The sequence below is a fragment of the Corynebacterium sp. H130 genome (genome assembly GCF_037572395.1).
Taxonomy (GTDB): Bacteria; Actinomycetota; Actinomycetes; order Mycobacteriales; family Mycobacteriaceae; genus Corynebacterium.
Genome location: NZ_JBBHLA010000002.1, coordinates 143,555 through 168,697, shown reverse-complemented (window position 1 = coordinate 168,697; position 25,143 = coordinate 143,555). Strand labels below are relative to the sequence as shown.

Below are 25,143 nucleotides of genomic sequence, written 5' to 3'. Positions count from 1 at the left end.
CCATGACTGCAGCAAAGCTTGATGGAAACCTATACCGCGATGAGATCTTCGCCGACCTGAAGGTGCGCGTCGAAAAGCTGAAGGAGAAGGGGATCACCCCAGGCCTGGCTACCGTGCTGGTGGGCGATGACCCGGCATCTCACTCATACGTGAAGATGAAGCACCGCGACTGCGAACAGATCGGCGTGAAGTCCATCCGCAAGGATCTGCCTGCAGATATCTCCCAGGAAGATCTGCTCAAGGTCATCGACGAGCTGAACAACGATCCGGAATGCACCGGCTACATCGTGCAGCTGCCACTGCCGAAGCACCTCGATGAAAATGCCGTGCTCGCTGCTATCGACCCAGCAAAGGATGCCGATGGCCTGCACCCAGTGAACCTGGGCAAGCTGGTGCTTAACGAGCCTGCTCCGCTGCCGTGCACCCCGAACGGTGCGATTTCCCTGCTCAAGCGATTCGGTGTTGAGCTGAATGGTGCGAAGGTCGTCGTCATCGGTCGTGGTGTGACCGTCGGTCGCCCGATTGGGCTCATGCTGACCCGTCGCTCCGAAAATGCTACCGTCACGCTGTGCCACACGGGCACCAAGGACCTGGTGGCAGAAACTAAGCAGGCAGATGTCATCGTTGCGGCTGCTGGCCAGCCACACATGCTCACGGCGGACATGGTTAAGCCAGGCGCTGCCATTTTGGATGTTGGAGTGTCCCGCAAGGACGGCAAGCTCCTCGGTGACGTTCACCCCGACGTCTGGGAAGTTGCCGGTTTCGTTTCACCTAACCCAGGTGGCGTTGGCCCGCTGACCCGTGCATTCCTGGTGCGAAACGTGGTCGAACGTGCAGAACAACAAGCTGGCTAATCCCCACGACGCGGAGCTGCCACCCTCCGCCATCCCTCGCCGACTCCAATGGCTTGGCATGGCGGGTTTCGGCCTGCTTATCGCATTCGCCGTGGTCCTGTCCATCACCGAGCACTGGCGCCGCTCCACCTTTGTGCTTGGGGTGGCGATGATGGCACTGGCGGTGCTGCGGGTCTACTGCGATTCCCAGGTCTTGGGCGTCTTTGCGGTTCGCTCGCGGCGTTTCGACGCCATCTTCTCCGCCACCCTAGGAACAATCATGCTCTTTCTGGCGCTTTCCGTTGACTCCCTGGGAAGTTAGAGGGCAGCAGCCAAGCGGAAGAATCTCCTAATCAACTGGTCAAGCTGGCGCGTTTCGGTAAGAAAAGCGTCGTGGCCCACGGGCGAGACGATTTTGCCCATGCCAAGCAAATTCCCGAGGTTCCGGGAAAGGTGTTCCTGCTGGTGGTAGGGGTACAGGATGTCCGTGTCCACGCCAATGACAAAAGTGGGGACTTTGATGTCGGCAAGACCTCGGTTGAGGCCGCCGCGCCCTCGGCCGATGTCGTGGCGGTTGAGCGCTTCGGTGAGCGCCACGTAGGACCCTGGGTCAAAGCGTTCCGCCAACTTTTCGGCTTGGTAATCCAAGTAGCTTTCTACTGCGAAGCGCTGGTCAGCAGAGCGGAAGGTTCCGCGCGGGTTTTCGCCCGGTTGGGCGTCGGTACCGAAGCGTTCATCGATTTCCAGCTCGCCGCGGTAAGTCAGATGCGCGAGCTTGCGGGCAACCCCCATGCCTTTAACAGGTGAGGAACCAGTTTCGTAGAAATCTCCGCCCTGCCAGGCAGGATCCTGTTCGATCGAGTTGATCTGCTGCATTTGCATGCCGATCTGCCAGGCGCTGGCTCGAGCGGAAACTGCCAGGACCAGTGCAGAAGCTACGGCTTCGGGGTACAAAGCGCACCATTCGAGCGCGCGGGCCCCTCCCATGGAACCACCGATGACTGCTGCAAAACGGTCGTAGCCCAGCGCTTGCAGGGCGGCATGCTCGGCTGCAACCTGGTCTCGGATCGAGATAGCTGGAAACCGAGAGCCCCAGAATCCGCCGTCGGGATGCGGTGATGACGGTCCGGTGCTGCCTTTGCACCCACCCAACACATTCGTGCACACGACGTGGAAGCGGTCGGTATCGATGGCAAGACCTGGTCCGATGAGTCCCCGCCACCAAGTCGCAGCATCCGCGTCCCCCGTCAGGGCATGCTCGACGAGTACGACATTGTCCTCCTGGCGTTCGCCCCAAGTTTGGTAGGCGATATCGACATCGCGGATTACGCCGCCGGCTTCGGTGGTGAAATCTCCAATGTTGATTGTCGGCATTAGACTGCCTCGAGGCCACGAGCCAGGTCGGCGAGAATATCCTCGATATCCTCGATGCCCACGGAAAGACGAACCGTCGCCTGCGTGATTCCAGCACGGGCAAGGCCGGCTTCGTCAGATTGGGAGTGCGTCGTAGATGCAGGGTGAACGACGAGGGAGCGGACGTCGCCGACGTTGGCCAAGTTGGAGTGCAACTTTAGGGCGTCGATAAAGCGCCATGCTTCCTCGCGGCCCCCCTTGACGTCAAAGGAGAGCACCGAGCCGGCGTGTGCAAAGCCGAGCTTTTCTTTCACGGAGAACCACGGCGAATCAGGCAGGCCGGCGTAGTTGACGGAAGCAACCTTGTCGTGGGAGGAGAGGAATTCTGCGACCTTTTGGGCGTTGCTGTTGTGGCGTTCGACGCGGAGGCTGAGGGTGTCCAGGCCCTGGGCGGTGATCCAGGCGTTGAGGGCGGATGGGGCGGCGCCGGTATCGCGAAGAATTCCAACGCGAGCCTTAAGCCCAAAGGCTGCTGCACCGAGGTCGGCGTAGCGCAGGCCATGGTACGCAGGATCCGGGGTGACAAACGCCGGGAACACTGGCTTACCATTTCGCTGGACGGTCCAGTCGAAGGAACCGCCGTCGATGAGCACGCCACCTAGTCCGGAACCGTTGCCGGTGTAGAACTTGGTCAGCGAGGCGACCACTATATCCGCACCGAGCTCCAGCGGACGGACGGACGCAGCGGTGGCGAGCGTGTTGTCGACGATCAGGGGAACGCCATTGCGGTGCGCGACCTCGGCGACGGCGGGAATATCGAGAACATCGGCGAGCGGATTGCCGAAGGTCTCGCCGTAGAAAGCAACGGTGTTGTCCTGTACCGCAGCTTGCCATGAATCTGGATCATCCGGGTTGTCCACAAAAGTGGTCTCGATCCCCAGTCGTTTGAGCGTCACCTGGAACAGCGTCTCGGTGCCACCGTAAATGCGTGGCGACGTCACGATGTGGCTGCCGGCCTCCGCGAGGTTCAGGAACGCCGCGGTCTCTGCTGCCATTCCGGAAGCGAACAGAACGGCGTGAACTCCGCCTTCCAGGTCTGCTAACCGGGACTCGACGGCAGCCACCGTTGGGTTGGTGAGGCGGGAGTAGACCGGGCCTTGATCAGAGAGGTCGAAGCGCTTGGAGGCATGCTCAGCGGAATCGAAGAGGAAGGAGGAGGTGAGGTAAATCGGCAGGTTGCGGGCGCCGGTGTCGGAGTCCACTGGCTGTGCTGCGTGAATGGCGCGGGTGGAAAAGCCCCACTGGGAAGTGTCGGAATTATCGTACTTTGACATGAGAAGTCCTTTCGCTGATTTGGTTTCACACCAACATAGCGGACAGCTTGGTCTATGTAAACCGCTTTGTCTATTTTTTGCTAAAGTCCCAGGTTGGAAAGGGGGTAAAAATAGACCCCTTAGTTTGTGGTGGGGGTAACTTTTCAAACTGATTGTGAGAGCGGCGCAAATGTAGTTCACTGAAAAATGTATGAACGTTTTGTGATCGAACACATCGAAAATCCCCGGAAAGGCCGCGTCATGAGTACTACGCTGCACGTCCCCGACAAGGTGTCACTGCGCAAATCCTCAGCCAGTGAACTGCCTGTCGCGGTAGAGGATCACCGCCCGCTCACCACGAAAAAGAAAATCATCCTCGGCTTCATCGCGCTGCTCGCAGCCGCTGGTTGGGCCGTCTTGGCATTCCACCGTGGCGAAACGATCAACGCCGTGTGGCTTGTTCTCGCCGCCGTCGGCTCCTACATCATCGCGTACCACTTCTACGCGCGATTCGTAGAAAAGAAGCTGGTCCAGCCCGACGACACCAGGGCCACCCCCGCCGAGCTGCTTAACGACGGCAAAGACTTCATGCCTACAGACCGTCGCGTGCTCTTTGGACACCACTTCGCCGCCATCGCAGGCGCGGGACCACTCGTGGGACCTGTCATGGCAGCGCAAATGGGCTACCTGCCGGGCACTCTTTGGATCGTCCTTGGCGTGATTCTTGCTGGTGCGGTGCAGGACTACCTCGTCCTGTGGGTGTCCACCCGTCGCAACGGTCGCTCTCTTGGCCAGATGGTGAAGGATGAGGTCGGCAAGGTTGGTGGTTTCGCGGGCATCATCGCCGTGATCACCATCATGATCATCATCATCGCGGTCCTGGCCCTCGTTGTGGTGAACGCCTTGGCGGAATCACCATGGGGCGTGTTCTCCATCGCAATGACCATCCCGATCGCCCTGTTCATGGGCATCTACCTGCGCTTCCTGCGCCCAGGTCGTGTGATGGAAGTGTCCATCATTGGTGTATTTCTACTGCTGCTGTCTATTGTTGCCGGCGGCTGGGTAGCGGATACCGAGTGGGGCGTCCAATGGTTCACCCTGTCCAAGATCACTCTCGCCTGGGCACTCATCATCTACGGCATCATCGCAGCAATCCTGCCGGTCTGGCTCCTGCTGGCACCTCGCGACTACCTGTCCACCTTCATGAAGATCGGCGTCATCGGCATGCTCGCGGTCGGTATCCTCATCGACCGCCCAGAGGTGCACATGCCAGCCATCACCGAGTTCGCTCGCAATGGCCAGGGCCCAGTATTTGCCGGTGATCTCTTCCCATTCCTGTTCATCACCATCGCCTGTGGCGCACTCTCCGGTTTCCACGCCCTGATTTCCTCGGGCACCACGCCAAAGCTGGTGGAGAAGGAATCCCAGATGCGCATGATCGGCTACGGTGGCATGCTCATGGAATCCTTCGTCGCCATCATGGCGCTGATCACCGCAGTGGTCATCGACCGACACATGTACTTCGCGATGAACGCCCCAGCAGCCGTTACCGGTGGCAAAGCTGAAACCGCCGCTAACTTTGTCAATGGCCTGGGACTTCCTGGCGCAGGCATCACCGCAGAGCAGCTGACGATGGCAGCGCAAGCCGTCGGTGAGCACAGCATCGTCTCCCGCACCGGTGGCGCGCCGACGCTGGCATTCGGCATGTCGCAAATCCTCACCGACATCTTTGGGCACCCAGAGATGCAGGCCTTCTGGTACCACTTCGCCATCATGTTTGAGGCGCTGTTCATCCTCACCACAGTCGATGCCGGCACCCGCGTGGCACGCTTCATGATGGAAGACACCCTGGCCAACGTCCCTGGCCTCGGCAAGTTCCGCGATCAGTCGTGGACCGTCGGCCACTGGATCTCCACCGTCGCCGTGTGCTCCCTGTGGGGCGCCATCCTGCTCATGGGCGTGACCGACCCACTCGGTGGTATCAACGTCCTCTTCCCGCTGTTCGGCATCGCAAACCAGCTGCTAGCAGCCATCGCGCTCAGCCTGATTCTGGTGATCGTGGTGAAGAAGGGCTTAAAGAAGTGGGCCTGGATCCCTGGCGTGCCACTGGCATGGGACTTGATCGTGACCATGACAGCGTCGTGGCAAAAGATCTTCTCCTCCGACTCCAAAGTCGGCTACTTCGCGCAGCACAACAAGTTCGCAGAAGCGAAAGCGCAAGGCCTCACAGAGTTCGGTAGCGCGAAATCCGTGGAAGCCATCGACGCAGTCATCCGCAACACCATGATTCAAGGCATACTGTCCGTCCTCTTTGCCGTCCTCACCCTCATCGTGGTGCTGTCCGCACTGTGGGTCTGCGCCCGAACCATCGCTGCGCAAGGCCGTGGCGAGGAAACCCCAACCAGTGAAGAGCCGGATCACCCATCCAACTACTTCGCTCCGAGCGGAATGGTGGCTACAGACGTCGAAAAGCAGGTAGCCAAGATGTGGGAGGACCATGCGCGCACTTAAAGCAGTGTGGTGGTGGCTGAGCGAGGTCATGGGCGAGCACGAATACGCAAAGTATGTCGCCCATGTCAAAGCTCATCACCCGGATCGACCCATTCCGAGCGAACGGGAATACTTCAAGCAGCGGTATGCCGAAAAGGATGCAAATCCTGGTGCTCGGTGTTGTTGATGCACAATAGAACTCGTGGATTTATATAAAAAGCTCGCCTCGGGGTCTGTCGCGCTACAGACCCCGCCGTTGGTTTGGTGTGCCTACCACCTGATGGGCCAGCGAGCTGATCCATTCATCCTGATTGCGCTGCCCGGACTATGGACGTTTCTGCTGGGCGCAGCCTGCGTTGGAGTGCTGTGGTGGCAACAGATTTTTGTGTTGCCAGCGCGCATTGTGGGACTGGGGCAAAGCATTGGGATGGCGGGGCAGATCGCTGCCACCGTGGGCTTCATCGTGGAATCAGTTCCGATGAAGCTGGAATACTCCATGTTCCCCATGTTCCTGGGACAGTTCATCGTCCTGGTAGGACTGCTGCTCCGGGAAAAGAAAACTAGCTGAACCGCATTCCGTGCTGCTGCAGAGCATCCAGGTAAGGAAGTCCCAAGCCGGTCGCAGGAGTGAGCACACCTGTTGCCTCAGGTAGTCCCTCCGGCTCCGTGGCCAGCACGACTGCAGCTTCAGACAGCATCATGGCTGTCACCTGGTAACCAGGGTCCCCATCCGCGCTCACGCGAGAGCTGGCGTAGGTGCCGTCCTCCAACTGTCCGTGATGCGTGATGACAAATCCGCCCTTATCGAGGTCCTTTGGTCCCTCGCCTGGCTCCGGCACAATTGCCGACAGTGGCCCGCGCAGCTTGTCCACCATAATCGCCGAGAAAGCCGCCGCGGTTGCCGAAAGAAGTGCCTTCGCCCGCGCCTTTCCGCCTAGCCCCTCACCGGTAGGCATCACTTCGCGATACCGCAGCTTGGGCCCGTACACATACCCGCTCAGGGCATTCGATCGGCGCACTACGCGCGTATTGAACATCGCCATGAAAAACGGCCCAGCCCACTGCTTCAAAAGCGGCACGTACTCCGCGACCATATCCGGCTGCGGCCCCAGATCCGGCTCCGCCTTGTGGTCAGGGGACAGCGAGTAAGGGCTGTGCAGAATCGCCCCGCCCTTAGGCATCCGCTTAGCATCACGACTCACTTCGCGCATCGAGTCAACGGTGCCACCCGAAATACCGCCCACGAGCTTGTCGACGGCCATGACCACCTCAAGCAGTGGCCTACCGCCAACTTTTTGACTTAGGTTAAACATGCCCATGTCGCTGGGAACAGAGTCGAAACCACAAGAGTGGACGATCTTTGCACTCGTCTTGCCATGCCAGCGGTCAATCGTGCGACGGATAAACAGCGCCTCACCGCACAGATCCACATAGTGGGTGCCATTTTCCGCGCAAGCATCCACCACGAAGTCTCCGTAGCGGGTGTAAGGGCCGACAGTAGAAATAATGACCTTGGTGCGCCCAGCCAGCTCATCCATGTCACTCTTCACTGAGGCGTCTGCCTTCGAGAGCTGGAAGGGGAGACGGAGCTCCTGCAGTTTGCCCCAATTGCGACCTGCGAGAGCGATACGCAGGTCGCTGTGGTTGTTGGCCAGGTATTCAGATACGAGTTTTCCCACGAAACTGGTGGCGCCGAAAACGATGATGTCAAATTCGCGATTCATGCCCGCCCAGTGTACCGGCGCTGGCTCGGAGGTGATCTGGGTGTCTAACGCCCCTGATCGCAATGGCTGGGAGCTCATGTATCTTCCGGTTGCGGTGGCGGTGGTGGCTGCGGGGCTAGGCCTCCGCAGGCCTGCGGCCAAGTCTTTGAATGCACCAATGGCGCCAGTTGTTTGGTGACAGCGTTTAGCCGGAAGGGTAATTGCTTCTTCAAAGTGTCGATGATCTTGCTGCAACCTCAGAGAATTTTGCGCCTTCACTAGAGATGCTCTTTGCTGATCATAAACAGATTTTTCACATCAATTTAGGGGGGGGAGCGGGTCAATGTTCCAATGCTCCGATACCGCGATGGGCATACCTGCCCCAGTGCCGGGACAACGGGGTCAAGACCTTCGCCGAGGCTGCGGCCGAATGGAATGTCACGCACGAAGGTGTGGAAGCAAACCTGTTGGTGGACGCCCGCCCGTGTGTGGGGATCCCGCCCTGGCATTCCTAATGCCTGATTGATGGTGTCGCCGGTTACTCCGCGGATCCGGTTGGAGTGTGAGCGGGGTGTACGTGAAATGGCTGTCCAATGGGGTGATTTTGTGGCCACCTAGACCCCGTGGGTTATCTCTGAGGTCAGATATTTGGGATACACCACGAACATGGCAGCCCTGCAATATGGGTGGGAGCATGGTTTTGGCAATCTTATTTTCCTAGACGGCGACCACGTCTTGGAAGATGCTACGTATGTGGTGGTTGTCTTTAAGGTGAAGGAGGGCGCACCTTGCCCCGGGCTCGATGTCTTGGCGAGCACTACGGTGGTATCCCTGTTTGCGACGTTCTCTGGAAAAGGTTCTCCTGTGAGGGGGAGTCGCTTGAACGTGACGACCTGAAGCATGCCGACTGGGTCTGGCTCGTCGTTTCCGCACGTGGACTAGTCCGTGTGATGGCGCTCGATGTATATGACCTCGGAGACTTGGGCAGCTATGACTTCGGAAAATGTGAAGAAGTCGGGATAGCAATCTGCTATCGACTAGTTATCAATAATTAAACTCGGGTTCATTTTCATTAATATATAGTTGAGCGACCGTTCCGTTCTTTCAAAAGGAGGAAACTTGTGAAACAGTCTCGCGTGTTAGTTTTTTTGGCATCACTTTCACTGATGCTGAGTCCGACAGTGGCGGATGCACAGGAAAGTCACAAAGTGGCACCTGAGCAAATTGCTGATTTGATTGGGGTCGAATATCGGCCACAAAATCATGAGGAAGACCGCGCTTCGACCCGTTCGACGGATGCGAGTGATGACCGAAACGTGAAACTGCGGACAACTGCAGGAGATATCGAGCTTTCAATTCCAACGGGAACTCAAAATGCTTCTAAAACCGCAACCAGCATTGGCGATCGGTCGGTGATGTTTGATCAGGGGGACGACACGGTTGCGACGGTAACGGCCTATCCAGATGAAAGCATGCAAATACACTCGGTCATTTTGTCTCCGACTGCACCGCACGAGTTCCGCTACGACATTTCGTTACCTGCTGAGGTTGCAATGTCAAAGAATGAGGATGGTGGCATTGATTTTGTTGACTCGAAGCAGAATTTTGTTGCGGGGATTGCGCCCGCATGGGCTCGAGATGCCGAAGGTAACAGGGTTTCCTCTGAGTACGACGTCGTTGGAGATTCGATCGTGCAAAAGGTAGCTCCGGTATCTGCCGATCAATACCCGGTGGTTGCGGATCCATTTCTTGGTAAGCATCTGTTTAACAACCTTTGGCAAGGTGAATGGAATGGTGACGCGACCTTCAATGGGACAGTTTCTCCCTGGGGAGCAGTAGTAATGACTGGCGGAGGCGGAGTTGGTGGCTACGTTGCCGGGCAAGCAATAATGCGCGATGCAGGGTGGAAAGAATGGGAAGCGGCATTCCCCGATATCAATTCCAAAGCATCTGTTCGCCAACAATATGAATGCCATGTTCTAGCTGGGACCCTCGGTCTGCCATTTACCGACGAATACAACCTTGAGCGGGCACGACCTGACAAGGGAGATTGGGCCTTGACGCCCCACCAACACCATTGCAATTGGGAATAACATTGAAAAAGATATCTACGTCGAACTTGCTTTGGCTTTGCGGGTTGATCGCTGGAGTACTGTCATTTGTTGTGTCGATCATTGCTAATGGCCTCCACTACCGGGCGCATGAGCATGATCCAGGGGCAAAAGCATCCTACACGCCCCAATGGATCCTAACCTGGCACTATTTTTCTTTGGCCTTCATCGTGATTTGCCTAATCGGACTGCTGTGGACCTGGCGGAGGAGGCGTCACCAATCCTAAAGCCACAGTTTTCATCTCAACAGGGGTTTATCAACCTGATGTAGGTCGGTAGTGATTGCAGGAGCTGTGCCGACTTAGATCGGTGAGATTTATCCCTGTCAGTGGCGTTGTGGTCTCAGTCCGGAGCGGTTTCCTAAACCGCTCCGGATATCGAGCTTGGTATCGATCCAGTTCATACTACCTTGTTATCCACTTGTTTTGCCAGTTTCGCCGAAGGCCTCGCTCGGAGCGAAATCTCCAGTTCTGGTGCGGACCTTTTGGTTTTGTGCCGGTCCCCAGCGCTTCATCCAGGCGCGTGCTGATTCAAGATCCCTAAAGATTCCGGGATGAGTGGGGGTTTTTTAATCGTTGCGAACACCGACTCCGAATGCCGATTATAGTTAGAATCCCTCGGCCTCGAATTCGATGGCTGTGCCCCGAACTGTCCAAACAACTCCTCGTCCTCACGAGGGATCATGGCAGCACCATTTTCGGCATGAATCACACCTGGTATAGATACATCAAAAGGGGCAAGTCCGGTGGAATAGGGGCTGGTGTAATGGTGTACGAATCCTTCTTGGTCTAACTGGGGTTATGCCATGAGCTTGGGTAGGAGTAGATACTACGCGGCGATCTCCTTTCCCGCCGAAAGTAAGATGCTTTCCAGACTCCGCCCAGACAATTTTGCGGTTGTGTGTCGAGGAAAGCTCGGGATCGGGCCGATCTGGGATGCTGCGACAGCATTTCGGCATCAGAAGCAAGAAACAAAGCGTACTCTGTTTGAAAGCGAAAAGCCGCTCCCCACCAACGACGTGGTGAGTGGCGGCTATCGGTGCAAATTAGAAGAAATTACTTCTTCAGGGAGTCGATAATCTCGTTGAACTTAGCGGAAGGACGCATAACTGCGGAGACCTTCTCTTCGTTCGGTGCGTAGTAACCGCCGAGCTCAACTGCGGAGCCCTGGTTGTCCAGCAGGTCCTTCTCGATCTCTGCAGAGGCAGCGACGAGGGAAGCTGCGACTGGCTTGAAGATCTCAGCCAGCTCAGCGTCAGCGGACTGTGCAGCCAGCTCTTCTGCCCAGAACTTGGTCAGGAAGAAGTGGGAGCCACGGTTGTCAATCTCGCCGGCCTTGCGGGATGGGGAGAGGTTCTCGTCGAGAAGCTTCTCGGTTGCCTTGTCGAGGGCGTCGGCAAGCACGGCAGCCTTCTCGATGCCAGCGGAGTTTGCGAAGTGGCGCAGGGACTCAGCCAGTGCCAGGAACTCGCCGAGGGAGTCCCAACGCAGGTGGTTCTCGTTAACGAGCTGCTCGACGTGCTTAGGAGCGGATCCGCCAGCGCCGGTCTCGAACAGGCCGCCGCCAGCCATCAGAGGAACGATGGACAGCATCTTTGCGGAGGTACCGAGCTCGAGGATTGGGAAGAGGTCGGTGTTGTAGTCACGCAGCACGTTGCCGGTGACGGAGATGGTGTCCTCGCCCTTGCGGATGCGGTCGATGGAGAACTGGGTTGCCTCGACAGGGGACATGATGCGGATGTCCAGACCTTCCGTGTCGTGGTCCTTCAGGTACTTCTCCACCAGGGTGATCAGGTTGCGGTCGTGCGCACGCTCGGTGTCCAGCCAGAACACTGCTGGCATGCCGGACAGGCGGGAGCGGGTGACAGCGAGCTTGACCCAGTCCTGGATTGGGGCATCCTTGGCCTGGCATGCGCGCCAGATGTCGCCCTCGGAAACCTCGTGCTCCATCAGGACCTCGCCAGCAGCGTTGACGACCTTTACCGTGCCACTGTGTGGCACCTTGAAGGTCTTGTCGTGGGAGCCGTACTCCTCAGCCTTCTGAGCCATCAGGCCAACGTTAGGGACGGTGCCCATGGTTGCAGGGTCGAAAGCGCCGTTCTTCTTGCAGTCGTCGATAACGACCTGGTAGATGCCAGCGTAGGAGGAATCTGGGAGCACTGCGAGGGTGTCCTGCTCCTCACCAGCGGCGTTCCACATGTGGCCGGAGGTGCGGATCATGGCAGGCATGGAAGCGTCGACGATGACGTCGGAAGGAACGTGCAAGTTGGTGATGCCCTTGTCGGAGTTCACCATGGCCACTGCTGGGCCCTCGGCCAGTGCCTTGTCGAAGGCAGCCTTGATCTCAGCGCCGTTGTCCAGGGACTCGAGGCCGGAGTAGATAGCAGCGAGGCCGTTCTCGCCGTTGAGGCCGGCAGCCAGGAGCTGCTCGCCGTATGCGTCGAAGACGTCCTTGAAGAAAGCGCGGACAACGTGGCCGAAGATGATTGGGTCGGAGACCTTCATCATGGTGGCCTTGAGGTGGGTGGAGAAGAGGACGCCCTCTTCCTTCGCGCGCTTGATTTGTGCGAGCAGGAACTCGTCCAGAGCAGCAACGCGCATGACGGTGGAGTCCACAACTTCACCCTCGAGGACCTTCAGGCCGTCCTTGAGGATGGTCTCATCGCCGTTGTCGGCGATGAGCTTGATGGTGAGGGTGTCAGCGGCAGGCATGATGACGGACTGCTCGTTGTGGCGGAAGTCGTCAGCATCCATGGTTGCGACGTTGGTCTTGGAATCAGCGGTCCAAGCGCCCATGCGGTGTGGGTTCTTCTTGGCGAAGTTCTTCACAGCAATAGGAGCGCGACGGTCGGAGTTGCCCTCACGTAGAACAGGGTTCACGGCGGAGCCCTTCACTGCGTCGTAGCGAGCGCGTGCGTCCTTCTCTTCGTCGGTCTCTGGTGCGTCTGGGTAGTCAGGAAGGTCGTAGCCCTGAGCCTGCAGTTCCTTGATGGCAGCCTTCAGCTGTGGCACGGAAGCAGAGATGTTTGGAAGCTTGATGATGTTTGCCTCAGGGGTCTTGGCCAGCTCGCCGAGCTCAGCAAGAGCGTCGTCGACCTTCTGCTCAGCGGTGAGGCGATCTGGGAACTGAGCCAGAATGCGACCAGCGAGGGAAATATCGCGGGTCTCAACCTCGATACCTGCGGTGGATGCGAATGCCTCAACAACTGGCTTCAGCGAGTAGGTCGCGAGCAGTGGGGCCTCGTCAGTGCGGGTGTAAATGATCTTTGCCAATGTAACTCCCTTAAAAAGTGTGCAGTACAGCATTCAAGGATACCCGTTTCTCTCCCCACTGATTAAGGTGAGGGCACCCCTGCACTAGTGCTCTAGCAAATTTCTCCCCTAAAGTTGAAGGGGATTTTCCTGTGAATAGAATTGAGAGCATCATGCTGACAGCTTCTGAAACTCGCCTTGCTCTGCTAGGTGCGTGCGCGCTCGTTATCCATACGTTCGCGACAGCGCTGGCTCTCGTACCGGACATTCACATTGTCGTGCACCTGTTTTCTGCGGTGCTGTACTTGGTCGGTTACTTGGCTTTCGCGGCTGCTTTTCGACGTCGCGCCAAGTGGCAGAGCATCCTTTTCGCACTGTGCATCTCAGTTGGAATCGTAGGTGGAATTCTCCTTGACGCCGTGCGATTCGGGGAGCAGCGCTATACCTCCCTCGACTACGTGCTTCCGGCGTCCTTCGTGTTGTTTGTGTTCGTGTTGTTCTGGCAGCAAAATCTCATTCTCAAGGTTGTTGGCGCACTCTATGCCGGTGGCGCGGCTTTATGGTTTATCGCAACCGTGTGGGAGGAGACGCAGCGGATCTATTCTCCTGCAACTTTCCTCGCTGAGTTCCTGGGAATGAACGCGACAATCATTCTCATCGTGTGGGCGTTTTGGCAAGCAAGTAGACTTCGGCTCCGTGAAAGTTCCGAAGAAGTCTCCTCTTAACTGGAATCGACGTCCGATACCGCGCCAAACTGAAATCTCGCAGCTTCAGCGCACCATCGTCACCATCGCGGTGGCCTTGGGCGGGTTTGGCATCGGAACCACAGAATTTGTTTCGATGGGCCTGCTCCCGCTCATTGCTGATGATTTCTCCATGACGGAAAATCACGCGGGACGCATCATTTCTGCCTATGCGCTCGGCGTGGTTGTCGGCGCTCCGCTCATCACCACGCTCACCGGGTTCATTCCTCGGCGCCGACTGTTGTTGCTGCTCATGGCGTTCTTTGTGGTGGGAAATTTCCTCACCATTTTGGCTCCCAGCTACATAGCGTTGCTTCTAGCCCGCTTCATTTCGGGCTTGCCACACGGGGCCTTCTTCTCGGTTTCGGGTCTTTGCGTGGCATCGATGGCTCCACCCGGGCAGCGTGGGCGCGCGTTGGCGCTGGTCGGCGTGGGATTTTCGGCCGCCACAATCGGTGGTGTGCCGCTAGCCCAGTGGCTCGGGCAAGTAGTTCATTGGAAGGCGGCCTACGGCGTTGTCGTGGTGGCTGGCGTTGCGACGATCGTGGCGCTCTGGCTGTTCATGCCACACATGACAAAGATGCCTGCGACCTCGCCAATGACAGAGCTCGGCGCGCTGGCACGTTCCCAGGTGTGGCTGACGCTCGCGATGGGTGCTGTCGGTTTCGGAGGAATGTTTGCTGTCTACACGTACATCGCCTGGACGATGACCGATCCGAGCCGAGCAGCAATGAACGCTGCGTACATTCCGCTCGTACTCGCAGCCTATGGCGCCGGGGGACTGGTGGGAAACCTGTTTGGCGGTTGGCTTGCTGACCGTAACCTTGAGTTGGGTATCGGCTTTACCCTCGGGTGTATTTTGGCCGTAATGCTGGGCTTTTACTTTGCCTCCGCCCACATCATCGCAGGAACCGTGGTCTTTGGCTTTATCGGTTTCTTCGGCTCGGCATTGGTGCCGCAGCTGCAGATTCGCCTCATGGATGTGGCGGGCAAAGCGCAAACTTTGGCGGCCGCCCTGAACCACTCAGCTCTCAATCTGGCTAACGCGGTCGGGGCAGCGGTCGGTGGAGCGGTCATCGCAGCCGGCTACTCCTACGCCTCGCCTGCTCTCGCAGGTGCAGCCATGGCGGTGTCGGCGATCGTGATTTGGGTGCCTACCGTCTTGCTGCGACGTACACGATAGAATCCTCATTCATGACCTTCACCGTATCCTCGATCAATGTCAACGGCATTCGTGCCGCAGTTAAAGAACGCAGTGAGACAAATCGGGGTTTCCTGCCGTGGTTGGATGACAGCGCAGCTGATGTGGTGTTGCTGCAGGAAGTGCGCGCCACAGATAAACAGACCCGTGACGCTCTTGCGTCTGCACTGGACAAGGGCTGGCACTATGAAGGCGCTGAAGCTGCAGCGAAGGGGCGTGCCGGCGTCGGCATTCTCTCCCGCACCCCGCTAAGCGACGTCAAAGTCGGCATCCCCGGATTCGAGGACTCTGGTCGCTTCATCCAGGCCAAAGTAGGTGCTGTCAACGTCGCGTCTTTGTACTTGCCTTCCGGTTCTGCTGATACCGAAAAGCAGGATGAAAAGTACGAATTCCTGGACTCCTTTGGCGAGGAATTGGTGCAGCTGGCGATGACGAATCCGCTGATGGTCATTGGTGGCGACTGGAACATTTGCCATCGCCGAGAAGACTTGAAGAACTGGAAGTCGAATCAGAAGAAGTCTGGCTTCCTCGCGGATGAGCGTGCGTTCATGGATTCTGTCTTCGGCTGTTTCCCGGACGAAATCTCCCAGGTAGAAGCTCATGGCGCATATCTCGGCGCGGTGAACTACGCTTCCGATCGGCCCCGCCGTCAGCCCGCAGTTCAGCCGTTGTGGTTCGACGTGGCGCGCAGGCTGCAACCAGAGGACGCACCTTACACGTGGTGGACCTATCGAGGCCAAGCCTTTGACACTGGAGCAGGATGGCGCATCGACTACCAGGCTGCCACTGCGGACATGCTTAAGCTGGCGCGTCGCACCTGGGTGGACAAAGCAGCAGCTTATGATCTGCGCTGGTCAGACCACGCTCCGCTCAACGTGGAATACGACACCCCTTAACCCCAACGAGTGCGCCGATTCGGCCACGATTCCACACGATCACCCGGTACACAGGGGCGAATACGGGCAGCTGAAGAAGTTGCCCGAGTCGTCGATAAGCGCGCGTGCGCCCAAACAGCTGTAGGGCGCGCCCGATTGCGCGGTGACCGAGGTACACCCGCTCGTCAGAATCGATGAAATAGGCGTTGCGCTGGATGTATAGTCCTTTGCCAGGTGCGGTGGGCAGATCGGTGGTCATGGTGAGCAGCCGGTCCAGCGACCACACACAGAAGGCGCAGTGTGCGTCGTAGAAGAACATGAGTCGAGGATAGGTGACATGGCCGGATATTTGGTGCCAACGAAGCAAGTGCGAGTGACGGATCTGCAGGCCCGCAAGGGGGAGCGCCCTTGGGCAATGCTGACGTGCTACGACTACTCCACCGCGCGCGCTTTCGCGGACGCAGGAATCGAATGCATGCTGGTGGGGGACTCCGCAGCCAACGTCATGCTGGGGCACGCATCGACAACCTCCATCGCACTCGATGAAATGGCGATGCTCGGTGCTGCGGTCGTGCGTGGCGCGGGCAACGCTCTGGTGGTCATCGACATGCCTTTCGGTACTTATGAAGCTTCCGATGAGCAGGCAGTTCGGAGCGCTACTGAGCTGCTGCGCCGTACCGGCGCTCACGTGGTGAAGTTGGAAGGTGGCGTGCGGATGGCGGATCGTATCCGTGCGCTGAAAGCTGCAGGATTGGCAGTGTGCGCGCATGTTGGCTTCACGCCGCAGTCCGTGAATGGACTCGGCGGTTTTAAGGTCCAGGGCAGGGGAGAAGCCGGCGATGCTGTTCGCGCTGATGTCGCTGCCGTGGTCGAGGCAGGCGCGGACATGGTGGTCTTTGAAATGGTGCCTGCTGAATTGGCTGCTGAAATCACGGCGCAGTGCCCAATTCCAACGATCGGCATTGGGGCCGGTGCCCAGTGTGACGCACAGGTGTTGGTATGGCACGACATGCTCGGCGTCCCGGAGGGGGCGCGCCGCCCGTCCTTCGTGGGTGTTTTTGGCCAAGTAGGTGCCGAGTTGGTGCGCGGTGCTGCTGCCTACAAGGAAGCGGTGGAGACTGGCGCTTTCCCCACCGCTGAGCAGGACTTTAGCTCCTAGGCTCGCCAGTAACTTCCTCGGAGCCGAAGTCGATTCCGATATTGTCGATGAGCCGGGTGGATCCCACGCGTGCTGCAACCAGCAGTCGATTAGCTCCTGCCGGATCGACGTCCCCCAGGTTCGCGCCCTTGAGCTCCAAGTAGTCGAGTTCGATGCTTGGAACGGCGTCGATGACGGCGCGGGCGGCCTTCAAGACCGCATCCGGACCGTCTCCGGCGACGTAGGCGCCCGAGGTGAGCGCAGCTGACAAGGTGAGGGCAAGCTCGCGCTCGTCCTCGCTGAGGTAGGTGTTGCGCGAAGAAAGCGCCAAGCCGTCGGTCTCCCGCACGATCGGTGCGCCGATGACATGCACGTCAAGGTTCAAATCGGTCACCATCTGCTGGATCAGGATGAGCTGCTGATAATCCTTCTCACCAAAGATGGCGTGGCTCGCGTTGGTGATGTGGAACAGCTTGTTCACCACGGTGAGCACGCCAGCGAAGTGTGTTGGGCGAGATGCGCCCTCCAGAATTGACCCCAGGTTGCCAGGGTGAATGACAGTGCGTGGCTGGTTCGGGTACATCTCACGTGGTGTGGGAGCGAAGACGGCGTCAGCTCCCGCAGCCTTGAGCTTTTCGACGTCCGCATCCAAGGTGCGCGGGTAGGCATCGAGGTCTTCGCCAGCTGCGAATTGTAGCGGATTGACGAAGATGCTCACTACGACAATCGCGCCCGGAATGCGCTGAGCTGCCTTAACGAGGGAAATATGGCCCGCGTGGAGGGCTCCCATGGTGGGTACCAAGACGACTGGCCGGGCGGTCTTGCGAATGGCCTTGGTCAGGCGGGAGATCTCTTCAACTGTGGTGTACACGGTTGCTTGGCCGGGTTGGAATGGCGTAGTCATGAGCACAGATTCTAATGGGCTGAAATTTGGACTTGGAAGTGTGGGGCGGGGGTAATGGTGCTGATAAATAACTACTGCTAGCGGTACTTTTTTATCATGCTGGGGGTAGCCGTAGTAGATGTTAAGTAAAAAATAAGAAGACTGTAAGAAATTTGCGTAGTAGATTATCACTCAATCCGCTAAGCACTGATTATGGGCGGGGATACTTAATATCGAAAGGGACAACCACAATGGGCATTGCTCGTTTGCAGCGACGAGGTTTCCGTCGCGCAGCCGGAACCACAGTGGCAATTCTTTCCACTGTGGCACTGTGTGCCACTCCGGCAGTTGCTCAGGACTTCTTCGGTGGGGAAACCGAAGAACTTGGAGCACAGGTTCGCTCTGATGCATCAATGAACGTTGAGTCGCACGCTGACGTCGACGAAAATGCAGAAGGCTATGACAGCTTCATCGTTTCCTACAAGGAAACGGAGCCAGCAAAGGTTGAGATTCCACGCAGCATCATCTACGAAGAGCTGTACAAGGCCGGCATGCAGAAGCTGGAAGAAAAGGACACCGCCACCGACGCGAAGGTCGTCAAGACCGACAAGAAGCTCTCCAAGGCTGAGGCCGAGGAATTCATGAGCGAAGTTCGCGCAACCGGTGCTGTTGAATACATCGAGCCAGACGTGAGCATGCGCATCATGAGCGAGACCAACGACAAGTACTCCGATCGTCAGTGGTCCATGCGTGGCGACAACAGCTCCTACGTGGAAGATGCCTGGGAGCTCGCACCTTCTCGCGGACAGGGCGAAGTTGTTGCAGTCATCGACTCCGGTATCACCGACCACCCAGATCTTCGCGACAACCTTGTTGACGGTTGGGACTTCATCTCCAACTCCGCCACCGCCCGTGACGGCGACGGCCGCGACTCCGACCCACAGGACGAAGGCGACTGGTTCTACCGTGGCGAATGCAACCAGAACCGCGATGTGCCTTCCTCTTGGCACGGCACCCACGTAGCGGGCATCATCGCTGCTACCGCTGATAACTACGAGGGCATTGCTGGCGCTGCTCCAAACGCTCAGATCCAGCCAATTCGCGCTCTCGGCAAGTGTGGTGGCCGTCTGTCTGATATTGCAGACGCTGTCGTGTGGGCTTCCGGCGGACACGTACCTGGTGTCCCGGAGAACAAGACCCCTGCGAAGATCATCAACATGTCCCTCGGTGGCAACGGTCAGTGTTCCCGTTACTACCAGGAAGCAATCGATATTGCTGTATCCAACGGTTCCACCGTCATCGTTGCTGCAGGTAACGAGAACCAGAATGCTGGCAACGTACAGCCTGCTAGCTGCAACAACGTCATCACCGTTGGTGCAACCGGCGACAATGGCGCCCGCGCTGGCTACTCCAACTTCGGTTGGGCCGTAGACGTTTCCGCGCCAGGTGGCGACATGGACCGTGGCGAGGGCATCCTCTCCACCGTGAACAGCGGTCAGACCCGCCCAACCGGCCCAGGCTACGCTTTCTACCAGGGCACCTCCATGGCAACCCCACTGGTTTCCGCTGTTGCAGCTCTCATGCGCACCGTGGATGATTCCCTCACCTCAGATCGCATCGAGGATGTTCTGAAGGACACCACCTACCGTCAGCCAGTGTCCTGCTGGGAAGGCTGTGGCACCGGCATCGTTGATGCTTGGGCTGCTGTGAAGGCAGTCGGAGGCCGTGAGAACGCTCCAAAGCCAACCACCTACGCACCGGTCCCTGCACCGAAGCCAACCACGTCTGCACCGGCACCACGCCCAACGACGTCTGCACCGGCACCACGCCCGACCCCGACGCCAACGCCAAACCCAACTCCGCAGAAGCCTCGTAACCCGTTCTACGACTACTTCCAGGAACTGATCGGTCGCGGATAGAAGCGTTCGCATTAGACTAGTGATCCATGAACACGAGCATGCCGGAAAAGAAGCAACGAGTACTTTCTGGAATTCAGCCCACCGCTGATTCTTATCACCTTGGTAACTACCTGGGTGCGTTGAAGCAGTGGATTGAGCTGCAAGACAAGTACGAGGCGTTCTACTTCATTCCGGACCTGCATGCCATCACCGTGGATCAGGATCCAAAGGAGCTGCGCGCCCGCACTGTAGCCGGTGCCGCGCAGCTCCTTGCGCTTGGTATTGACCCGGAAAAGTCAGCGCTGTTCGTTCAGTCGCATGTTCACGAGCATGCCGAGCTGGGCTGGGTGCTGACCTGCCTGACTGGGTTCGGCGAGGCCTCTCGCATGACGCAGTTCAAGGACAAGTCGGCCAAGCGTGGTGCTGACCGTACTTCGGCGGGCCTGTTCACCTACCCGATGCTGATGGCAGCCGACATCTTGCTCTACCGACCTCACGTTGTTCCGGTGGGTGAGGATCAGCGCCAGCACCTCGAGCTCACGCGCACCTTGGCAGAGCGTTTCAACTCGCGCTTCAAGAAGACTTTCGTGGTCCCTGAGGGAATGATCCCTGAGGGGTCTGCAAAGATCTACGATTTGCAGGAACCGACGTCGAAAATGAGCAAGTCTGGCGAGAACCCTAAGGGCCTCATCAACCTGCTTGATGACCCAAAGGTTTCCGCCAAGCGCATCAAGTCCGCAGTCACCGACAACGATGGCGAAATCCGCTACGACAAGGAAAACAAGCCGGGCGTATCCAACCTGCTGGTGATCCAGTCCGCGTTGACGGGCACGTCCATTGATGACCTGGTCAAGGGCTACGAAGGCCAAGGCTACGGCGCACTGAAGACCGACACCGCCGAGGCTCTGGAGGCCTTCACCACGCCACTGCGCGAGCGTTTCGATATGTACATGTCCGACAAGGGTGAGCTGGAGCGAGTGCTGGCCTCGGGCGCGGACAAGGCACGCGAAGTTGCGGCTCGCACGCTTGCCGACGTCTATAAGAACATTGGATTCTTGGCACCTAAGTCCTAGAACACAGTGACTGGACGGCTCCTCATGAATGAGGGGCCGTTTTTGCGTTTTCTTTCCCTACTTGACGGGTAACAACAGGCAGCAGAAGCGATAACAATTGATGCACTTTTGCTGACACGTCGCCCGATCCTGCCTACTGTGGTGGGGACGAACGTTTAACGAAACATGCATTACAAGGAGCCCGACACATGGTGGCAGTAACCAAGGCAAGCGAGCAGCGCACCGACGAATATGGCATTGAGCGTGCCAAACAGGACGAACCTGGTTTTGTTGATCGGCTGCGCCTCAAATGGAGCTGGTTCGACCACATTATGCGGATGAACGAGCGCTTTGGTTCCGTGGGCGGAAACCAATATGCCGCCGGCATTACCTATTTCTCTGTGCTGTCGATGTTCCCCATCTTGATGCTTGTCTTTGCCGGCCTCGGTTTTGCGTTGGCAAACAATGCTGAATTGCTCGAGCAGGTGCAGGGCCGCATTAGCGAAATGGCATCAGGCGAAATGGGCACCACGCTCAACCAGATCTTGGAGACTGCTATCGAGCAGCGCGGGGCCATTGCGAGCATTGGTACGTTGACTGCGTTGTGGTCGGGCCTTGGCTGGATGAACAACCTTCGTTATGGCGTGTCCAAAATGTGGAAGGTTGATCCTACCCAGGAAGGATTCCTTGCTGCCAAGCTCAAGGATCTGATCGGCCTGATCGGTCTCCTTGTAGCTTTTGTCATCGCTTTCGGCGTCACCGCAGTGGGAGCTTCTGGACTCACCGGCCGAGTCATTGAAAAGCTGGGGCTCTCCCACATCCCGGGGATCTCCTACCTCTCCTTCGCCGTCGCACTGATTGTGGGCTTACTGGCGAACTTCCTCGTTTTCCTATGGCTGATCAAATTCATGCCACGCACAAGCGTCCCAATGCGCTCCGCTGTGCACGCGGCGATGATCGGTGCAGTGGCTTTTGAGATCTTCAAGCAGCTGGCCAACATGTTCTTCTCCAATGGCCTGTCCAACCCGGCGGGTGCGACCTTCGGCCCGATTATCGGCATCATGGTGCTGCTGTACTTCGTTTGGCGCATCCTCCTGTACTGCTCCGCATGGGCTGCGACCACTGAGGAATCCTTGGCTCAAACCGCCGTGGAAGTTCCAGAGCCAGCAGTCATCCGCGTCCGTAATGAAGTGAAGCAGGGAGCTCCGGGAGCTGCATGGGCAGGAATTGGCGCCGCATTCGGAGTGGTTGGTGCTACCGTTGCTTCCAAGATGTTTCGCAGGTAGATAAGGTAAACAAGTGTGAGTCTTTACGATGAGTTTCGCCTGGATCCCAACGACAGCTGCCAGGAACTAGGCATTCAGCTGTCTGCCCAAGAGGTCAGGCTCCTGCAAATGGGGCATGCGGAATCCTCCGCGCTGATTAAGCGAATTCGCATCGCCTTCGGCGTTTTGGCTCACCAAGAAAACCGATTGTTGTACGACAACTCCCTGAAGTCTCTTCGCGAACGTAGCGACTACGAGTTGGAGTATCTTGCCAATTTCGGTTCCTGGCCACTCATCATTCCGCCACAGCAGTCTGCAGCAGGGCAGCGCCCGAATCCTTTCTCCACACCGGGCCCAGCCTCGCAGCCACCAAGGCCGACGAGCGCGCCAGGAAACCCTTTTGGCACCCAGACGCCTCCGATGCAGCAACAGCATTATCCGCAGCAGCAGTTTGCGCCACAGCCATTTGCGCAGCCGTTCCAGCAACAACCAGCTCCAGTTCCTGCTCCGGTTCCTGCTCCTGCAGTGCCGATCAGTGCATACCAGTCGCCCTACCCGTTCCGTGCCACTTCAGGTACCCGCCTGGGAATGACCTTGCTCGATGGCTTCATCGCCTTGGGGCTCACGGGCATCATCACCGAAAACAGTAACCTGGGATTCCTAGGTACCTCCGCAGTCAGTGCAGTCATCGTCCTGGGATACTTCCTAGCATTGGAAGTACTCCTCGGTGGCACCCCGGCGAAGCTGATGTTCGGATACACCGTGCGAGACGTACACACCGGTAACAAGCTCAGCTGGGAACAATCGGCAAAGCGTAATTGGTGGCGCTTGGCCACCTTGGTTCCAGTGATTGGCCAGGTAATATCCTTCATCGGGGCGATTGCTTGTTACAGCACGATTACGGATGCCAACGGCCGAATGGGGTCGCATGACAGATTGGCTGGCGCAGAGGTCGTGAAGAGGAACCAGTAATCTGGGGGCATGCATGAAGACATTGATGTCAGCCCAGAATTTAAGGTTCTGTCCCCGGAGACACTCGCGCAGCTGCCAAAAGTGGTGCTGTGGCATCCGGTAACCGTCGAAAATGCGGCTGCTGAGCTGCGCCGACTCGCCGACGACGCCGTTGTCTACGCTGAACTTCGCCTCGCCACCACTTCGGAAGACGAATTGCACCAGGTGTTGCACCTGCTGGATTCGGCCCCGCTCACCGCCAGGGTGGTGCTGTCCGCTACCTCGCCGAAGGATGTTCCGGAAGCAATCGAGTTAGCAGCGCAGCATCGCGGGGCAGTGGTTGGTTTCGCATTCGAGGGCGAGGCCCGTCCGACCACTGAAACTGCGGTGGCTTTGAAGCAGAATTTCCTGCCTTTCGCAGCCTCTGATGTGCGCGACGCAGTGACTTTCGGTGCTGATCGCATCACTGGCGCGCTGGATCTCTACGAGGATTTCAGCGTGGATGTGGAGGGTATCGCTGCCGGCCCGTTGTCCGCATATGTAAGGGATCGCGAGGTCGCGTTAGAGATGTCTCTCAGCGCCGACGACCTTGATGACATCGGCGACCACCCGCTGCCGTTGCTGCAGCAGCTGGGTTTCACCTGCACCTTTAATCCTCGCCAGGCATCGGTGAACGAGGAATTCGGGCTGCTTGTCGACGGCTTCGATTACGGCCTCGAGGAACTGTTTGATTTCACTGTCAACGCCATCGAAGCCGCATTCGCGCCTATCGAGCTACGCCGGGCGATCATGCAGGAGCAGATCGCGCCGGTCTTCCAGAAGTTCGCTGATCAGGAACTTCTTGCTGATTAGAACTTGCTGAAGCGCTTGGTCAGCGACTCTTCCAGCTCGGTCCAGCCCTTCGCCTCGTCGGTGTACGGGGCGGATGGGATGTAGCTGGAGCGTGCGCCCAGCATGTAGGAGATGTAGTCCTGCAAGCCTGGGTTGGCCAGGAGGAGGGAGTTCAGGGAGTCATCGCCAGCCCAGTCAGCGGCATCGGCGATGAGCTCGTAAGCCTGGCGCATCTGCTCGGTGTCCACTTCGCGTGGGCCCTTGGCGATGTCCGCGGACAGACCGTTGAAGGAGTAGACGTTCACTGGGTGGACGGTAACCTCGGCGGTGCCACCGTTAACCTCGTCCATGACTTCCTGCCAGGTGGAAACCTTAGCTAGGTCGTGCTCGCCATGCTCAACGAGCCAGCGGAGCATGGCCTTCGGGTTGGAGAAGGTGTGGATCTCACCGAAGCGACCCAGGAAGACAGGGGACTTGTCCAGGTAGGTGCGCAGCGTGTAAACCACACGGCCGTCGATGGCGATCTTGATTGGATCGATGCCGGAGGTGCCCCACATGGAAGCATCGTAAGGATCCTGTGCGTCTTCGGCGTCCTTGGCTTCCTGCTCAGCCTTGGCGCGTGCTTCCTCTTCGGCCTTTTCAGCCTCGGCGATCTCGGTCTCAGCAGCCTTTACGGCATCCTCGTCAACCTCAGGCGTGTAGACAACTTCATCGAGGGCATCGACGACGCCATCCCAACGCTTCAGGATGGTGTTGCCGATGGCTGACCACTCACCAAGGCCAGCTTCCTGCGCAAAGTGATCGGAGCCACGTTCGACGTTGCCGAGGATGGAGTAGCTACCGAAGAACTCTTGAACAGAGGTGATGCCTAGGACGTCGCCAAGCCCGCGTGCAACAGCGAAGGCACGTGCGGTGGCGGTGACGTTCTCGTGGGATGGGCGACCAGCGAGGAAATCTGGGGCGCCGACGATGTCGGCGTAGTCGCGGTTACCAGGGCGTACCCGCAAGACTCCGGAGCCTTCGAAGGCCTGCCACTTTGGGTGGTGGGACAGGTCGTGCTTGCTGCCCTTGCGCAGGAAAGCGAGCAGCTCAGCTGGCGAGTTGAAGAAGAAGACGTGATCGCCGGCGCCGAGGAATGCTTGCCATTCAGCGCCGTGCTCTTTCCAGCTTGGAGCCCACAGCGTGTAGAAGTCGCCCTCGGTGAGGGAAATCTTGACGGGGACGATGCCTTGGTTTTCTGCCATAAGTTGTA

General features: G+C 58.1%; 23 protein-coding genes. 16 read left to right on the top strand and 7 right to left on the bottom strand.

Features of this window, described 5'->3' with window-relative positions; all coding sequences use genetic code 11:
• Positions 1-2: 2 nt before the first annotated feature.
• A complete protein-coding gene (locus WG939_RS04350) occupies positions 3-854 on the top strand; it encodes a bifunctional methylenetetrahydrofolate dehydrogenase/methenyltetrahydrofolate cyclohydrolase (RefSeq protein WP_339983035.1) in 852 nt (283 codons plus the stop codon).
• Complete coding sequence (locus WG939_RS04345; RefSeq protein WP_339983033.1) at positions 832-1,155, top strand: DUF3017 domain-containing protein; 324 nt, start codon at positions 832-834, stop codon at positions 1,153-1,155. The genes WG939_RS04350 and WG939_RS04345 overlap by 23 nt, the downstream gene beginning before the upstream one ends.
• Here WG939_RS04345 and metX read toward each other — a convergent pair.
• The gene (metX, locus tag WG939_RS04340) at positions 1,152-2,207 is read right to left on the bottom strand and encodes a homoserine O-acetyltransferase MetX (protein WP_339983030.1); all 1,056 of its coding nucleotides are present in this window, start codon (positions 2,205-2,207) and stop codon (positions 1,152-1,154) included. The genes WG939_RS04345 and metX overlap by 4 nt on opposite strands.
• The gene (locus WG939_RS04335; RefSeq protein WP_339983027.1) at positions 2,207-3,520 is read right to left on the bottom strand and encodes an O-acetylhomoserine/O-acetylserine sulfhydrylase; all 1,314 of its coding nucleotides are present in this window, start codon (positions 3,518-3,520) and stop codon (positions 2,207-2,209) included. The genes metX and WG939_RS04335 overlap by 1 nt, the downstream gene beginning before the upstream one ends.
• 240 nt (positions 3,521-3,760) lie before the next feature.
• On the opposite strand from WG939_RS04335, the gene WG939_RS04330 reads away from it, so the two are divergent.
• From WG939_RS04330 to WG939_RS04320, 3 genes are read left to right on the top strand one after another with little or no spacing between them, the layout of a single operon-like run.
• Entirely contained in the window at positions 3,761-6,010 is a 2,250-nt protein-coding gene (locus tag WG939_RS04330; protein WP_339983024.1) for a carbon starvation CstA family protein, read from the top strand.
• Positions 5,997-6,176: a YbdD/YjiX family protein gene (locus WG939_RS04325; RefSeq protein WP_339983022.1), complete on the top strand. Its 180-nt coding sequence runs from the start codon at positions 5,997-5,999 to the stop codon at positions 6,174-6,176. The genes WG939_RS04330 and WG939_RS04325 overlap by 14 nt, the downstream gene beginning before the upstream one ends.
• A 15-nt stretch (positions 6,177-6,191) precedes the next feature.
• Positions 6,192-6,557, top strand: a complete 366-nt coding sequence (locus WG939_RS04320) for a hypothetical protein (protein ID WP_339983020.1) — start codon at positions 6,192-6,194, stop codon at positions 6,555-6,557.
• Here WG939_RS04320 and WG939_RS04315 read toward each other — a convergent pair.
• Entirely contained in the window at positions 6,550-7,713 is a 1,164-nt protein-coding gene (locus WG939_RS04315; protein WP_339983018.1) for a saccharopine dehydrogenase family protein, read from the bottom strand. The two genes, WG939_RS04320 and WG939_RS04315, sit on opposite strands and share 8 nt — an antisense overlap.
• Here WG939_RS04315 and WG939_RS04310 point away from each other — a divergent pair.
• Both WG939_RS04310 and WG939_RS04305 read left to right on the top strand, forming a co-directional pair.
• A complete protein-coding gene (locus WG939_RS04310) occupies positions 7,712-7,891 on the top strand; it encodes a hypothetical protein (protein WP_339983016.1) in 180 nt (59 codons plus the stop codon). The two genes, WG939_RS04315 and WG939_RS04310, sit on opposite strands and share 2 nt — an antisense overlap.
• A 922-nt stretch (positions 7,892-8,813) precedes the next feature.
• Entirely contained in the window at positions 8,814-9,785 is a 972-nt protein-coding gene (locus tag WG939_RS04305) for a DUF2599 domain-containing protein (RefSeq protein WP_339983013.1), read from the top strand.
• 1,073 nt (positions 9,786-10,858) lie between these two features.
• On the opposite strand, the gene WG939_RS04300 is transcribed toward WG939_RS04305, so the two are convergent.
• Entirely contained in the window at positions 10,859-13,075 is a 2,217-nt protein-coding gene (locus WG939_RS04300) for an NADP-dependent isocitrate dehydrogenase (protein ID WP_339983010.1), read from the bottom strand.
• 131 nt (positions 13,076-13,206) lie between these two features.
• On the opposite strand from WG939_RS04300, the gene WG939_RS04295 reads away from it, so the two are divergent.
• From WG939_RS04295 to WG939_RS04285, 3 genes are read left to right on the top strand one after another with little or no spacing between them, the layout of a single operon-like run.
• A complete protein-coding gene (locus WG939_RS04295; RefSeq protein WP_339983008.1) occupies positions 13,207-13,779 on the top strand; it encodes a hypothetical protein in 573 nt (190 codons plus the stop codon).
• Positions 13,751-14,980 (top strand): MFS transporter, encoded by a 1,230-nt coding sequence (locus WG939_RS04290; protein ID WP_339983006.1) that lies wholly within the window; start codon positions 13,751-13,753, stop codon positions 14,978-14,980. The genes WG939_RS04295 and WG939_RS04290 overlap by 29 nt, the downstream gene beginning before the upstream one ends.
• Positions 14,981-14,991: 11 nt before the next feature.
• The gene (locus WG939_RS04285) at positions 14,992-15,894 is read left to right on the top strand and encodes an exodeoxyribonuclease III (RefSeq protein ID WP_339983003.1); all 903 of its coding nucleotides are present in this window, start codon (positions 14,992-14,994) and stop codon (positions 15,892-15,894) included.
• Here the strand turns inward: WG939_RS04285 and WG939_RS04280 are convergent.
• Positions 15,869-16,192 carry a hypothetical protein gene (locus WG939_RS04280; RefSeq protein ID WP_339982999.1) on the bottom strand — a complete coding sequence of 108 codons (324 nt, stop codon included), beginning with the start codon at positions 16,190-16,192 and terminating at the stop codon, positions 15,869-15,871. The two genes, WG939_RS04285 and WG939_RS04280, sit on opposite strands and share 26 nt — an antisense overlap.
• An 18-nt stretch (positions 16,193-16,210) precedes the next feature.
• On the opposite strand from WG939_RS04280, the gene panB reads away from it, so the two are divergent.
• Complete coding sequence (gene panB, locus WG939_RS04275; protein ID WP_339982997.1) at positions 16,211-17,032, top strand: 3-methyl-2-oxobutanoate hydroxymethyltransferase; 822 nt, start codon at positions 16,211-16,213, stop codon at positions 17,030-17,032.
• On the opposite strand, the gene panC is transcribed toward panB, so the two are convergent.
• On the bottom strand, positions 17,022-17,915 hold the full coding sequence (gene panC / locus WG939_RS04270) for a pantoate--beta-alanine ligase (protein ID WP_339982994.1): 894 nt from the start codon (positions 17,913-17,915) through the stop codon (positions 17,022-17,024). The genes panB and panC overlap by 11 nt on opposite strands.
• 230 nt (positions 17,916-18,145) lie before the next feature.
• On the opposite strand from panC, the gene WG939_RS04265 reads away from it, so the two are divergent.
• From WG939_RS04265 to WG939_RS04245, 5 genes are all read left to right on the top strand, one after another.
• On the top strand, positions 18,146-19,813 hold the full coding sequence (locus WG939_RS04265) for a S8 family peptidase (protein ID WP_339982992.1): 1,668 nt from the start codon (positions 18,146-18,148) through the stop codon (positions 19,811-19,813).
• 26 nt (positions 19,814-19,839) lie between these two features.
• Positions 19,840-20,865 (top strand): tryptophan--tRNA ligase, encoded by a 1,026-nt coding sequence (gene trpS, locus WG939_RS04260; protein WP_339982990.1) that lies wholly within the window; start codon positions 19,840-19,842, stop codon positions 20,863-20,865.
• Between the two features lie 188 nt (positions 20,866-21,053).
• Entirely contained in the window at positions 21,054-22,130 is a 1,077-nt protein-coding gene (locus WG939_RS04255; protein ID WP_339982988.1) for a YhjD/YihY/BrkB family envelope integrity protein, read from the top strand.
• A 15-nt stretch (positions 22,131-22,145) separates the two neighbouring features.
• The gene (locus tag WG939_RS04250; protein WP_339982986.1) at positions 22,146-23,081 is read left to right on the top strand and encodes an RDD family protein; all 936 of its coding nucleotides are present in this window, start codon (positions 22,146-22,148) and stop codon (positions 23,079-23,081) included.
• A gap of 9 nt (positions 23,082-23,090) precedes the next feature.
• Positions 23,091-23,912, top strand: coding sequence for a hypothetical protein (locus WG939_RS04245; protein WP_339982983.1), 822 nt, complete (start codon positions 23,091-23,093; stop codon positions 23,910-23,912).
• Here WG939_RS04245 and WG939_RS04240 read toward each other — a convergent pair.
• A complete protein-coding gene (locus WG939_RS04240; protein WP_339982980.1) occupies positions 23,909-25,135 on the bottom strand; it encodes a hypothetical protein in 1,227 nt (408 codons plus the stop codon). The two genes, WG939_RS04245 and WG939_RS04240, sit on opposite strands and share 4 nt — an antisense overlap.
• Between the last annotated feature and the right edge of the window lie 8 nt (positions 25,136-25,143).